We start from the raw sequence: 13,772 nt of genomic DNA, 5'->3' as shown, positions 1-13,772 counted from the left end.
ACCTGACCCAAGAGCCTTAAGCCTTGAACCCCCTTCGCCGCGATCAGCGAAGCCTTGTATTGTAGCACAGCTTTTTGAACTGTTTGACAAAGTTTTTGGCGTTTCCGCCAGACCCCTTGTCAGCACCTCAAAAAAACAAACCTTGCGAACCGCCCTCTTTCGAGTCTGGCAGCTTTGCAAGGCATCGTGCTGTCGATAGACGCTATTGTATAGGCGTTTACCGACAGCTTTTCATGAAATTGCAATTTTTTTCAACTGCAGCGGCCGATCAGACCTTCCACTTCTCCAGCAGCTTCTCTGGACGCAGGCTGTCGTAGCCCTCGAACGGCTGGTGGATCCAGGGGTTGGTCGCCAGGAACTCCACCGAGTAATCGGGCGTGAAGGTGGAAACACCCTTGGTCCAGATCACCGCACTGCGCAGCTCCGTGATGGGCGCGTAGTTGTTCTTGAGCATGTTGATCACGGCATTGAGCGTGTGACCCGAGTCCGCCAGGTCATCGACCAACAGCACGCGGCCAGCGATCTCACCCTTGGGGGTGGTGATGAAGCGCGCGATATCCAGGTGACCCTGCTGCGTACCGGCCTCGGCGCGGTAGGAGCTGGTCGACATGATGGCCAGGGGCTTGTCAAAAATACGGCTCAGGATGTCGCCAGGACGCATCCCGCCGCGAGCCAGACACAAGATGGTGTCGAACTCCCAGCCCGATTGGTGAATCTTGATGGCCAGTTTTTCAATCAGGCCATGGTACTCGTCGTAGCTGACATACAAGTGCTTGCCGTCTTCAGTAAGCATGGGTTTCCTCAATCAAAAGTAGCAACCAGGGCTTAAGCCTGGTAGGGGTTGTGCATCAGGATCGTATGGTCGCGATCCGGGCTGGTCGAGACAACGGCGATGGGCACACCGGTGACTTCGGCAATACGGTCCAGGTAACGGCGCGCATTGACGGGCAGCTTGTCGTATTCGGTCACACCCACGGTGGTGTCGGTCCAACCGGGGATTGCTTCGTAGATGGGCTTGCAACGCTCGATGTCGTCTGCGCCCAGTGGCAGCAGGTCGATGCGCTCGCCATCGAGCTCATAGCCCACGCACAGCTGCAGCTCTTCGATGCCGTCGAGCACATCCAGCTTGGTGATGCACAGACCGGACAGGCCGTTGATCTGGGCCGAGCGCTTGAGCAAGGCCGCATCAAACCAGCCGCAGCGGCGATAGCGACCGGTGGTGACGCCCTTCTCTGCGCCCACGGTGCTCATCACCCAGCCTGGCGTGCCTTCCTTTTGCCATTCCAGCTCGGTCGGGAAGGGACCACCACCGACGCGGGTGCAGTATGCCTTGGTAATACCCAGCACATAGTGCAGCAGGCCTGGGCCCACGCCCGCACCGGCAGCCGCATTGCCAGCCACGCAGTTGGACGAGGTCACATAGGGGTAGGTGCCGTGGTCCACATCCAGCAGCGAGCCTTGCGCGCCTTCAAACAGCAGGTTGCCGCCTTCGGCATGCACCTGGTTCAGCTCGGACGAGACATCGGCAATCATCGGCTTGATCAGCTCGGCGTGTTGCATGGCTTCGTTGTAGACGGCGTCGAACTGGATCTCGCCATTCTTCATGTAGGGAGCCAGTTGCGGGCCGAAGTCGAACTTCTGCGAACCGAGCACGCTCACCAGGATGTGGTTGTGCAGGCTCAGCAGCTCGCGCAGCTTGGTGGCAAAACGCTCGGGGTGCTTGAGGTCTTGCACGCGCAGTGCACGGCGGGCAATCTTGTCTTCATAGGCAGGGCCGATGCCCTTGCCGGTGGTGCCGATCTTTTGCACACCACCCTGCTCACGAGCCGCTTCACGGGCCAGATCCAGCGCCTGGTGGAAAGGCAGGATCAGCGGGCAGGCTTCAGACACGCGCAGGCGATCACGCACCTGAACGCCGGCCTTCTCCAGGCCTTCGATTTCTTCAAACAGCTTACCCACGGACAGCACCACACCATTGCCGATGTAGCACTTGACGCCGGGGCGCATGATGCCGCTGGGGATCAGATGCAGTGCCGTCTTCACGCCATTGATGACCAAGGTGTGGCCGGCATTGTGACCACCCTGGAAGCGCACCACACCTTGTGCGCTCTCCGTCAGCCAATCGACCAACTTACCCTTGCCTTCGTCACCCCATTGAGTGCCAACCACAACAACGTTGCGACCTTTGGAGATAGCCATGTCTTTTCCCATCCAAGAACAAAATACGGTTAAATGCTGCGCACGATCCACTGGCCATCGACTTCGGCCAGTTCGCGGTCACAATTGAATTCGTCGACTTCATCGTCATGCCCAGGCAAGGCGCAGACCACGGTTTCACCGGTCTGGCGCAGGCGGGCGATGACCTCGCGCATATCGTGGCGGTCCACCCAGGGCGCGCGAATGGCAGCCTTGAGGGGACGCGGCTCGACCACCGGCACCAGCTGCTTGATATCCAGACTGAAACCAACGGCAGGACGGCTGCGGCCAAAAGCGGCACCCACCTCGTCGTAGCGGCCGCCACGTACCAGCGCATCGGTCACGCCTTGCGCATAGATCGCAAAGCGCATGCCGCTGTAGTAGGAGTAGCCGCGCAGATCGGCCAGGTCAAACGTCACAGCCGGGCTGTCGATGCGGCTGGCCAGTTGGCGCAGGTCCGCCAGAATCGGTGCCACACCCGGGATGGCTGCCAGGGCCTTTTCAGCCTCGGCCAGCACCTCCACATCGCCATACAGGTTGAGCAAGGCACGCAGCCCATCGCGCTGGGCCTGCGGAAAATCACGGGTCAGCGCAGCGAGCTCGGAGGCATCCTTGACCGCCAGCGCCGCATGCACGCGGCGAAGGGTGGGCAGATCCACCAGCAAGCCCGCCAGCAGGCGCTGAACGATGCGCACATCGGCCAGGTCCACCGAGAAATCATGCAGCTGGGCCACGCGCAGCGACGCGGTCGCCAGCGCGATCACCTCCACATCCGCCTCTACCCCGGCATGGCCGTAGATTTCAGCGCCAAACTGCAAGGGCTCGCGGGTCGCATGGGGGCGATCGGGCTTGGCATGCAGCACCGGCCCGCAGTAGCACAGACGCGTCACACCCTTGCGGTTGAGCAAATGGGCATCGATGCGAGCAACTTGTTGGGTGGTGTCAGGGCGGATGCCCAGGGTCCGGCCGGAGAGCTGGTCCACCAGCTTGAAGGTCAGCAGGTCCAGCGCTTCACCGGAGCCGGAGAGCAGCGAGTCCAGATGCTCCAGCAGCGGGGGCATCACCAGTTCGTAGCCGTAAGCACAAGCCGTGTCGAGCAGGCCACGCCGAAGCTCTTCGATGTGTCGCGCTTCAGAAGGCAGCACATCGGCAATGTGATCCGGAAGGATCCAAGCAGACATGGGGAATTGGGAGGGCTGTTAAAAACGTGATTCTACAGGGATGACAGCGGGCGATCCGCATTTCCTGCTCTCGGCACTGCGCCTTTGCGGCCATTACAGAGCCCAGCGCCTAGCGATGCTATAAGAAACCCCAATGAAAAAAGCCACTTTGCGTATGCAAAGTGGCTGGCAGGGAGCGCTGGGCCGGGCTTACTTGGTGCCGGACGAGCGATAGCCCTTGAAAAAATCCGAGGACGATGGATCGACCACGATCACGTCCGACTTCTTGTTGAAGCTGGACTTGTAGGCCTCCAGGCTGCGGTAGAACTGCGCGAACTGCGGGTCTTTGCCAAAGGCATCGGCATAGACCTTGGCCGCTTCGGCATCGCCCTCACCCTTGAGCGCCTGGGCGTCACGGTAGGCATTGGCCACCGTCACTTCACGCTGGCGATCGGCATCGGCGCGGATCTTTTCACCCACGGCACCACCGGTCGAACGCAGCTCATTGGCCACGCGCTTGCGCTCGGCTTCCATACGGCTATAGACCGATTCGGTGATGGCCTCCACATAGTCAACGCGTGTGATGCGCACGTCCACAATGTCGATACCCCAAGGCTTGCTGCCCTTGACCGCTTCGAGCACTTCGCGCTTGACGTCGGCCATGGTCTGCTCGCGCTTGCCAGAGATCATGTCCTGCACGGTACGGCGGTTGACTTCCTCCTGGAAGGCATTGCGCACCACGCGGTTGAGCTGGATCGCGCCCTGGCCTTCGGTCGTACCCACATTGCGGATATAGGCCGAAGGATCGGTGATGCGCCAGCGCACATACCAGTCAATCACCACGCGCTGCTTCTCGGCAGTCAGCATGGATTCGGTGTCGGTGCTGTCCAAGGTCAGCAGGCGCTTGTCCAGGTAGGTCACGTTCTGCAGCGGCGGCGGCAGCTTGAAGTTCAAGCCCGGCTCCGTGATGACTTCCTTGATCTGGCCGAGCGCATACTTGATGCCAAACTGCCGCTGATCGACCACAAACACGGTGGAGCTGAGCAAGGCCAGCACCACCAGGACGGTTGAAGCTAAAAATCCCATTCGATTCACAAATCACTCCTAGCGCGACTCGCGGTCACGGGTACGGCTGGTATCACGGGCACGGGCATCGGGCACCGATGGTGCGGGCGCCGGTGCGCTGGTCGTGGACGCGTTCGCGCTGGCAGCAGCATCGCCTGCCGCAGCGCCGCCCTGGGTCTGCTGCATGATCTTGTCCAGCGGCAGGTACAGCAGGTTGGAGCCTTGCTTGGAATCGACCACCACCTTGGTCACATTGCTGTAGACCTGTTGCATGGTTTCCAGGTACAGGCGGTCACGCGTGACCACCGGCGCCTTTTGGTACTCGGTATAGATCGACGAGAAGCGCTGGGCATCACCCTGGGCCTGCGCCACGATCCGGGCCTTGTAAGCGGCAGCCTCTTCCATCAGACGCGATGCCGTACCGGTGGCACGTGGCACCACATCGTTGGCATAGGCTTCGGCCTGGTTCTTGGTGCGCTCACGCTCCTGCCCGGCCTTCAGCACATCGTCGAATGCCGCCTGCACCTGCTCGGGCGGACGCACGCCGCCTTGCTGCAGATTGACGCCAACGACCTCGACACCGATCTTGTAGCGATCCAGGATGACCTGCATCAGCTCACGCACGCGGGGCGCAATCTGGTCACGCTCTTCGGCCAGCGCCGCATCCATCTTCATCTTGCCCACCACCTCACGCACGGCGGTTTCAGCCACCTGGATCACGGTGTCTGCCGGCGCCTTGCTCTCGAACAGCCAGGCACGGGCATCGCTCAGGCGGTACTGCACGGCGAACTTGATCTCGACGATGTTCTCGTCTTCGGTCAGCATCGCCGATTCGCGCAGACCAGTGGTCTTGATGATGCTGTCGCGGCCCACATCGGCAGAACGGATCTGCGAGACATAGACCAGCTCATGGCGCTGGATCGGGTATGGCAGGCGCCAGTTGATACCGGCATTGACGGTCTTGTGGTACTTGCCGAACTGCGTGATGACCGCTTGCTGGCCTTCTTGCACGATGAAAAAGCCGGTGCCCATCCAGATCAGTGCGGCAACGCCGACGATCAGGCCCAGGCCAACGCCTGCGCCCTTGAACTCGGGCGGCTGCCCTGCACTGCCGCGGCCCGTGCCGCCGCCTTTACCGCCACCGAACAAACCACCGAGCTTTTTGTTCAGGTCCTGCCACAGCTCGTCCAGATCCGGGGCACCGCTGGTGCCAGGGCGCTGCGCGTTGGGCCGGTTGTTCTGCTCGGGCGGGTTGTAGGGCGGGCGAGATGGCTCTTGACCTGCATTGCTGCTGTCGTCCTTGCCATCGTCACCCCGCCCCCAGCGAGGATCGTTCAGGTTAAACATTCCGCGCAGGCCCTGCGGCAGCAAGGCCAGGCGCGGAAAACGTGAATGAAGTTTCATTAGCGATGTCTCTATGAATCAGCGTTACAAGCGCATGCAAGCAGCCATTGTGGCAGCCCTAGGAGGCATTTCCCAGCAATTCGTCATCAGCGTCTGGGGCTATCTCCCAGGCATCACCCGCATCGAGCGCTGCCTGGCGAGCGACCAGGGCCTGGGCCAGGTGCTCGCGCACGGCCTCCAGCCCCTGCCCCTTGGCTGCGCTGACAAAGAATCGTGGAACCTGCACCCCATCGAGCTCATAGCTGTCTGCAAGCGCTGGTGGCCGCCGGTCTGGCTCAATGGCATCCAGTTTATTGAATACCAGAACCTGCGGCACGTTTTCTGCCCCAATTTCCCGAAGAACCTTTTGGACTTGTTGTATTTGTTCCGGGTGGGCAGGGTTGGAGGCATCGACCACATGCAGCAGCAGATCTGCATCGACCGCTTCTTGTAGGGTTGCCTCGAAAGCATTGACCAGCCCGTGGGGCAGGTCACGAATAAAACCGACCGTGTCGGAGATGGAGATGGAGCGCTGTGCCGACTCCAGGTACATCTGCCGCGTCGTCGTGTCCAAGGTCGCAAACAGCTGATCGGCTGCATAGGCGCGGGCCTTGACCACGGCGTTGAAGAAGGTCGATTTGCCGGCGTTGGTGTAACCCACCAACGAGACATTGAAGGTGTCGTTGCGCTGGCGCTGGCGGCGCTGCGTGGCGCGCTGCTTCTTGACCTTGAGCAGCCGGTCCTTGGTGCGCTTGATCGCATCGTTGATCATGCGCTTGTCCAGCTCGATCTGCGTCTCACCCGGGCCGCCACGCGTGCCAATACCGCCGCGCTGGCGCTCCAAGTGCGACCAGCGGCGCACCAGGCGCGTGCTGAGGTACTGCAGCTTGGCCAGTTCGACCTGGAGCTTGCCCTCATGGCTGCGTGCGCGCTGCGCAAAGATCTCGAGGATCAGCAAGGTCCGGTCGTTGACCGGCATCTGCAGATGGCGCTCCAGATTGCGCTGCTGGGCCGGGCTGAGCGCCTGGTCAAACAGGATCTCGGTGGCACCATGGGTCTGCGCCACCAGGCGGATCTCATCGGCCTTGCCGCTGCCCACAAACAGCGCCGCGTCGGGCACCTTGCGCTTGCACACCAGGCGCGCGACCGGGTTCAGGCCAGCCGTTTGGGCCAGCAGTCCCAGCTCTTCGAGCTCGGAATCGAAGTGCGGAAAACCAAAATCCACCCCGACCAGCATGACCGGGGTGGATTTTTTGTCGTTGGAATTTTGTTGATTACTCAATGATGTAGAGCTGCTCACCCGCGGATTGCGCGAGTGTTGTGCTATCAAAAGCGTTAGGCTGCGGCTTCGTTGTCTTGCGAGTCAGGTGCCGAGAAGTTCACGGCACGACCGGGGACAATGGTCGAGATCGCATGCTTGTACACCATCTGGGTGACGGTGTTGCGCAGCAGCACAACGTACTGGTCAAAAGATTCGATCTGGCCTTGGAGCTTGATGCCGTTGACCAAATAGATGGACACTGGCACATGCTCGCGGCGCAGAGCGTTGAGGAAGGGATCTTGCAGAAGTTGGCCTTTGTTGCTCACGATATTCTCCGTGTTCGGACAGTGTTGTTGTAAAACGCCACCTTACCACAGTGGCATCCTAACTGAACGATAAATGGTTTTTTCCATGTGATGGGTCTGTGGATCAGACCTCATCTCACTTGTACGCTATCAATCTTTGTCAGCGTAAGGGTTATGTGAGGTCTTGAATTCAATCCGCAAGGGGGTGCCGATCAAATTAAATTCCTTGCGGAAACGCCCTTCCAGGAATCGCTTGTACGCATCGGTGATGTGTTCGAGCGAATTGCCGTGGATCACGATCACCGGCGGGTTCATGCCACCCTGGTGCGCATAGCGCAGCTTGGGGCGGTAAGGCCCGATCTTCTTGGGCGTCTGGTACTGCACCGACTCCAGCAGCACGCGCGTGAGCACCGGCGTTGGCATCTTGCACAGGGCAGACTTGTGCGCCTGGGTCATCGAGGTCCACAGCGGGCCCAGACCCTGGCGCTTCTTGGCCGAGATGAAGTGCAGCGGTGCAAACTTCAGGAAGGACAGCCGCAGCTCAATCGAGCGCTCCAGCATCTGGCGGCCGTAATCGTCGAGCGCATCCCACTTGTTCACGGCCAGCACCACGGCGCGACCACTTTCCAGGATGTAGCCGGCGATGTGCGCGTCCTGGTCGGTCACTCCTTGCGTGGCATCGAGCAGCAGCAGCACCACGTTGGCGCCTTCAATGGCCTGCAGGGTCTTGACCACCGAGAACTTCTCGATGGCCTCGAACACCCGGCCCTTGCGGCGCAAACCGGCGGTGTCGATCAGCTGGAACTTCTGGCCATTCTTCTCGAACGGCACCGCGATCGCATCGCGCGTGGTACCGGCCATGTCAAAGGCCACCAGGCGCTCTTCACCCAGCCAGGTGTTGATCAAGGTGGACTTGCCCACATTCGGGCGCCCTGCCACGGCCAGCTTGATGACCTGCTCGTCCTCTTCGGCTTCCGCATCGTCTTCCTGGTTGAGCCAGGGCAACTGCTCCAGCGCCATGTCGATCATGGTGCGGATGCCCTGGCCGTGCGCGGCCGATACCGGGAACACCTCACCCAGACCCAGCTCGTAGAACTCGGCCAGCTGGCCGCCGTCCTTCATGCCTTCGGCCTTGTTGCCCACCAGCATCGCGGGCTTGCCCAGGCGGCGCAGGTAGCCGGCAATCTCATGGTCCTGGGCCGACAGACCCAGGCGCACATCAACCACGAACAGCACCACATCCGCCTCGGCCACGGCCTGGCGGGTCTGCTTGGCCATTTCCTTGAAAATGCCACTGGTCGCATCGGGCTCGAAACCACCGGTATCGATCACGATGTATTCGTGCTTGCCCTGACGGCCTTGGCCGTAGTGGCGATCACGCGTCAAACCGGCAAAGTCGGCAACGATGGCGTCGCGCGACTTTGTCATCCGGTTGAACAAGGTGGATTTGCCCACATTGGGACGCCCCACCAAAGCAATAACTGGCTTCATTCCTGACTACTTTTTCTTTTCTTACTCGGGCCGAAAGCCATACACCGCGCCATCATTCGTCTGCACCACCATGGTGTTGCCCGCCAATACCGGCGCCACGGAAATACCGGAGCTGTTGGTAGAGAAGCGGTTGAGCGGCGAGCCGTCTTTCTTGGACAGCATATGCACCGTACCCGAACTATCACCAAAAATCACAGAGCGGCCCAGCACCAGCGGCTGGCTCAGCTTGCGGTAGCGCAGGCGATTGCTCGTCCACACCACGCTGCCGCCATCATGCGCCCAGGCCGTGATCACGCCATTGCCATCGGCACCGGCCACCACATCGGCATCGCCGGAGATACCGTTGATGCCTTCGGCACGCACGGTCCAGCTCAGCTGCGCCGTGGATGCATCGATACAGCCGACGGCCATCTGGTAGGCACGCGTGCACAGCACGGAACCTTCGCGCGACACGCCGCCCACCAGTTCCACCAGACGTTCGACGTCATTGGTGCCACGGGGGCTGGCAATCGGCACTTCCCAGCGCAGTGCGCCGGTGTTGGGATCGATACCGACAAAGCGGCCCGACACGCCAGCGACCAGGGTGTCCTGGTAGGCCGTCAGCACGCCGCTTTGGCGCAGCACCAGCGCTTCGCTGGTCTTGGCCTGGCTCCACAGCGCTTGGCCGGATGCCGCATCAAAGGCCTGCACCGAGCGGTCCGCGCTTTGCACAAAAATGCGCTCGCCCGCCACCAGCGGCGCGGTATAGACACGCGCTGGCAGGCGCTTGCGCCACATTTCCTTACCCTGGCTCAGGGCGACCAGGTTGCCGTCTTCGGTCACCACGGCAGCCCATTTGCCATCGCTGCCCACGCCGGCCGAGAGCTTCTGGCCCACGTTGACGCGCCAGAGATCGGCACCGGTATCGGCATTGACGGCAGCCACCTGGCCATCCGCAGAGGCCAGGGTCACCACCTTGCCGCTGACATTCATCACCAAGGTGGGATTGCTCTTGCCAATGCGCTGTGTCCAGACCTGCTGCACAGACAGCAGTGCGACATTGGGCTCAAGCTCGGCAGGCTTGCGCTTGTCCGACGAGAACAAAGAGCAGCCCGCAATGGCCAGAGCCACTGCCGATACCGTCAAAACCTTGGCTGCAGCAGCTGCTGCAGCATATGCCTGTTGTTGTTTCATGCGCACTGCCTTCTGCCATCCATCACTTCAGATCTTCGCCCAGCGCATTGAGCTTGACGGAGATCACATTGCGGTATTCCACGCCCGGTTCGGTCTTTTGCAAAGCCGCCTTGTACGACTCGATGGCTTGCGCCTTGTCGCCCTTGGCCAGGTAGACATCGCCCTTGTGGTCTGCCACCACGGCATCGAACTCGGTCGGCATCTTGGTGCCCAGCACCTTGAGCGCCTCATCATAGGCCTGGCTGTTGAGCAGCACGGCTGCCAAACGCACACGGGCGGTGGCCTTGAGGCCTTCGTCCGAGGCATTGTCTGCCACCCAGGTGAGCGCTGCCTTGGCATCGTCCATCTGGCCCTTGTCACCCGCCGCCTTGGCCACCAGCAGACCGGCATGCGCCGCCTGGATGGTGCTGCCGTAGTTGCTGCGCAGGTCGCCAAAGGCCTGGTCGATGCGGGTCTTGTCACCCGAGTTGACGGCCGACTCGACCGCCGACGACAGCGCGCTGGCCTGTGAGGCCTGGCGGTTCTGCCAGTACTGGTAGCCATTCCAGGCGGCAAAGCCACCCAGCACAATCACCAGCACCGTGGTGATCAAGGTGCCCCACTTGTTCCAGAAGTGCTTGAGCTGGTCTATCTGTTCCTGTTCTTCCAGATCTAAATGCGTTGCCATATTGTTCTAATGGAGTTGAATCAAAAAAAAGCTTGCCGCTGCGATTGCGCCTATGCGCGCAATTGCGCTGCCCAATCGGCCACGGCATCAATAGCGCGTTCTGCCTGGGCGCCCTCGCCATCACGCAGTTGCTTGACGGTCACCATGCCGCGCTGCATCTCGTCGCTGCCAAAGATCAGCGCGCAAGCGGCGCCGCTGGCATCGGCCTTCTTGAACTGCGACTTCATGCTGCCCAGGCTCCCTGCCACGGCCGAGCCATGCATCTGCACCCGCACACCGGCTTGTCGCAGGGTCTGGATCACGCGCATGGCCTGCGGCAGCAAGGCTGCGTCCGGCAGGATAGCGTAGGCATCAATAGACGGGCGATCCCACTGGATATTCAGCTCCTTGATCAGCTCGAGCACGCGCTCGATGCCCATGCCCCAGCCCACGGCCGGCGCGGGCTTGCCGCCAATCTGCTCGATCAGGTAGTCATAGCGGCCGCCGCCGCAGATCGTGCCTTGCGAGCCGAGCTTGTCGGTGATGAACTCGAACACCGTCAGGTTGTAGTAGTCCATGCCGCGAACCAGGCGCGGGTTGACCGACCAGGCCACGCCGTTGGCGTCCAGAATGTCCTGCACGGCCTTGAGGTGGGCCTTGGAGTCCTCACCCAGAAAATCAAGCAGCTGGGGCGCGGCATTGACCATGGCCTGCATGGCCGGGTTCTTGGTGTCGAGCACACGCAGCGGGTTGCTGTACATGCGGCGCTTGCCCTCGTCGTCCATGACCTCGGTGTGCTGCTCGAAATAGGCCACCAGCGCCTCACGGTGCGCGCGGCGCTCCTCGGGCTGGCCCAGGCTGTTGAGCTCCAGGCGCACGCCTTCAATGCCCAGGTCCTTCCAGAGCTGCGCGGCCAGCAGGATCACCTCGGCATCGAGCTCGGCGCCGCCAAAACCCATGGCTTCAACACCCACCTGGTGGAACTGGCGGTAGCGGCCGCGCTGGGGCTTTTCGCGGCGGAACATCGCGCCGATGTAGAACAGGCGCTTGCCGCCGTCATAGAGCAGGTTGTTCTCGACCACGGCACGCACCACACCAGCCGTGCCTTCGGGGCGCAAGGTCAGGTGCTCGGCCTGGCCATGCTTGTCGGCCCGGTCTTCGAAGGAATACATTTCCTTCTCGACGATATCGGTCACCTCGCCCAGGCCGCGCACAAACAGCGCCGTGTGCTCGGCCAGCGGCGTGCGGATATTGCGGTAGGCAAAGCGCCCCATCACATCGCGCACCTTGCCTTCAAACCATTCCCACATGGCCGAATCGGGCGGCAGGATATCGTTCATGCCTTTGATGGCGGCCAGCTTTTCATTCATGCCCATGGGCTTCAATCTCTCTGTTCAGTATGCTTGCAAACACTTGCCAGGCCAGCAAGTGCAGCCCTCAATTATCTACCTTGGCAGCACCGTAGCGGCGCTCCACATAGGCCTGCACGATCTCGTGGAACTCCTGCGCAATGCGGTCACCGCGCAAGGTCAGCGCCTTTTCGCCGTCGATGAAGACGGGAGCGGCGGGCGACTCGCCATTGCCCGGCAGGCTGATGCCGATATCGGCATGCTTGCTCTCGCCGGGGCCGTTGACGATGCAGCCCATCACGGCCACCTTCATCTTCTCGACGCCGGGGTACTTCACGCGCCAGACCGGCATTTGCGAGCGCAGGTGCTGGTCGATGTCGCGCGCCAGCTCCTGGAAGGTGGTGCTGGTGGTACGGCCGCAGCCCGGGCAGGCGGTGACGCTGGGCACAAAGCTGCGCATGCCCATGGCCTGCAGAATCTCGCTGGCGACCACCACCTCTTGCGTGCGCGCTTCGCCCGGCTGCGGGGTGAGCGACACGCGGATGGTGTCGCCAATACCGTCTTGCAGCAGAATCGACAGCGCAGCGGCCGAGGCCACCGTGCCCTTGGTGCCCATGCCCGCCTCGGTCAGCCCCAGGTGCAAGGCATAGTCGCAGCGCGCAGACAGGCCGCGGTAGACCGCCACCAGATCCTGCACCCCACTGACCTTGCAGGACAGGATGATCTGGTCGCCGTTCAGGCCCATTTCCTCGGCACGCTGCGCAGAGGAAATGGCCGAGGTGATCAGCGCCTCGTACATCACCTGGCGCCCATCCCAGGGCACCGCGCGGCGGTTGTTCTCGTCCATCAGCTCGGCGAGCAACTCCTGGTCCAGGCTGCCCCAGTTCACGCCAATGCGCACGGCCTTGTCGTACTGCATGGCCGCCTCGATCATCTGGCCGAACTGCTTGTCCTTCTTGTCGCCCTTGCCCACGTTGCCCGGGTTGATCCGGTACTTGGACAGCGCCTTGGCGCAGTCGGGGAATTCGGTGAGCAGGCGGTGGCCGTTGTAGTGGAAATCGCCCACCAGCGGCACGTTCTCGCCCATGCGGTCGAGCTGCTCGCGCACATAGGGCACCGCTGCCGCAGCCTCGGGCGTGTTGACGGTGATACGCACCATCTCCGAGCCCGCCTGCGCCAGCTCCTTGACCTGGATGGCCGTCTCGATCACATCCACGGTATCGGTATTCGTCATCGACTGTATGCGCACCGGCGCATCGCCCCCGACCGTCACCACCCGGTCACCCCAGACCACACGGGCCTGGCGACTTTTGCGGGCGGCCGGCGCCACCATGGGCACGGGCAACAGGATGTTCTCTTCTTGCACTTAATTCACCTCAAAACGGGCGGTGCTGCCCTTGGTCACTTTTTTCAAATCAAAAGCCGACCCGCGCAGCTGCATCTCCACGCCCACCGCATTGCCCACGATGAGCTTGAGCGGTGGCGTGGCCGCGATATCTTCACTCGTGCCAGCGCGGATGGTCTTCTCAAACACCACCTTGCCACTGGCTTCCTTGACCTGCACCCAGCTGTCCTGGCTGGCCTTGAAATGCAGCAACGGCGCGCCTTCCACAGGAGCAGCCACCACCGGGGCAGCAGCGGCGGGGCTGGGCTGGCCTGCCAGCGCAGCGCTGCCACCAGCGTCAGCCGCGCCATTGGCCGGCGCCTCGGGCACCGGGTCGGTCGAGCTGCCGCCCAGCGCTA

At 61.9% G+C, this 13,772-nt stretch carries 13 protein-coding genes; all 13 read right to left on the bottom strand.

The window, feature by feature from the left end; translation table 11 throughout:
* Positions 1 to 268 precede the first annotated feature (268 nt).
* A complete protein-coding gene (locus H928_RS0116670; protein WP_021027527.1) occupies positions 269 to 793 on the bottom strand; it encodes a phosphoribosyltransferase in 525 nt (174 codons plus the stop codon).
* Between the two features lie 32 nt (positions 794 to 825).
* Positions 826 to 2,199, bottom strand: coding sequence for an adenylosuccinate synthase (locus tag H928_RS0116665; protein ID WP_021027526.1), 1,374 nt, complete (start codon positions 2,197 to 2,199; stop codon positions 826 to 828).
* 29 nt (positions 2,200 to 2,228) lie between these two features.
* On the bottom strand, positions 2,229 to 3,377 hold the full coding sequence (locus H928_RS0116660) for an ATP phosphoribosyltransferase regulatory subunit (protein ID WP_021027525.1): 1,149 nt from the start codon (positions 3,375 to 3,377) through the stop codon (positions 2,229 to 2,231).
* A gap of 189 nt (positions 3,378 to 3,566) precedes the next feature.
* On the bottom strand, positions 3,567 to 4,451 hold the full coding sequence (hflC, locus tag H928_RS0116655; RefSeq protein WP_021027524.1) for a protease modulator HflC: 885 nt from the start codon (positions 4,449 to 4,451) through the stop codon (positions 3,567 to 3,569).
* Positions 4,452 to 4,460: 9 nt separating this feature from the next.
* Positions 4,461 to 5,825, bottom strand: a complete 1,365-nt coding sequence (gene hflK / locus H928_RS0116650) for an FtsH protease activity modulator HflK (protein WP_021027523.1) — start codon at positions 5,823 to 5,825, stop codon at positions 4,461 to 4,463.
* 58 nt (positions 5,826 to 5,883) lie between these two features.
* The gene (gene hflX / locus H928_RS0116645) at positions 5,884 to 7,041 is read right to left on the bottom strand and encodes a GTPase HflX (protein WP_021027522.1); all 1,158 of its coding nucleotides are present in this window, start codon (positions 7,039 to 7,041) and stop codon (positions 5,884 to 5,886) included.
* A 98-nt stretch (positions 7,042 to 7,139) separates the two neighbouring features.
* On the bottom strand, positions 7,140 to 7,391 hold the full coding sequence (gene hfq, locus H928_RS0116640) for an RNA chaperone Hfq (RefSeq protein ID WP_021027521.1): 252 nt from the start codon (positions 7,389 to 7,391) through the stop codon (positions 7,140 to 7,142).
* A 129-nt stretch (positions 7,392 to 7,520) separates the two neighbouring features.
* Positions 7,521 to 8,861, bottom strand: coding sequence for a ribosome biogenesis GTPase Der (der, locus tag H928_RS0116635; RefSeq protein ID WP_021027520.1), 1,341 nt, complete (start codon positions 8,859 to 8,861; stop codon positions 7,521 to 7,523).
* Positions 8,862 to 8,882: 21 nt separating this feature from the next.
* Positions 8,883 to 10,034, bottom strand: a complete 1,152-nt coding sequence (bamB, locus tag H928_RS0116630) for an outer membrane protein assembly factor BamB (protein WP_027011041.1) — start codon at positions 10,032 to 10,034, stop codon at positions 8,883 to 8,885.
* Positions 10,035 to 10,056: 22 nt separating this feature from the next.
* Positions 10,057 to 10,701, bottom strand: coding sequence for a tetratricopeptide repeat protein (locus H928_RS0116625; RefSeq protein ID WP_021027518.1), 645 nt, complete (start codon positions 10,699 to 10,701; stop codon positions 10,057 to 10,059).
* Between the two features lie 50 nt (positions 10,702 to 10,751).
* A complete protein-coding gene (gene hisS / locus H928_RS0116620; RefSeq protein ID WP_021027517.1) occupies positions 10,752 to 12,056 on the bottom strand; it encodes a histidine--tRNA ligase in 1,305 nt (434 codons plus the stop codon).
* Between the two features lie 61 nt (positions 12,057 to 12,117).
* Positions 12,118 to 13,362: a flavodoxin-dependent (E)-4-hydroxy-3-methylbut-2-enyl-diphosphate synthase gene (gene ispG, locus H928_RS0116615; RefSeq protein WP_052330062.1), complete on the bottom strand. Its 1,245-nt coding sequence runs from the start codon at positions 13,360 to 13,362 to the stop codon at positions 12,118 to 12,120.
* A 33-nt stretch (positions 13,363 to 13,395) separates the two neighbouring features.
* Positions 13,396 to 13,772: DUF4115 domain-containing protein (locus tag H928_RS28365; RefSeq protein WP_158400572.1), on the bottom strand; the 377-nt coding region annotated here is incomplete at its 5' end.

This window comes from Comamonas sp. B-9 (genome assembly GCF_000410635.1).
Classification (GTDB): Bacteria; Pseudomonadota; Gammaproteobacteria; order Burkholderiales; family Burkholderiaceae_C; genus Comamonas.
This window is presented reverse-complemented; position numbering and strand designations above follow the sequence as displayed.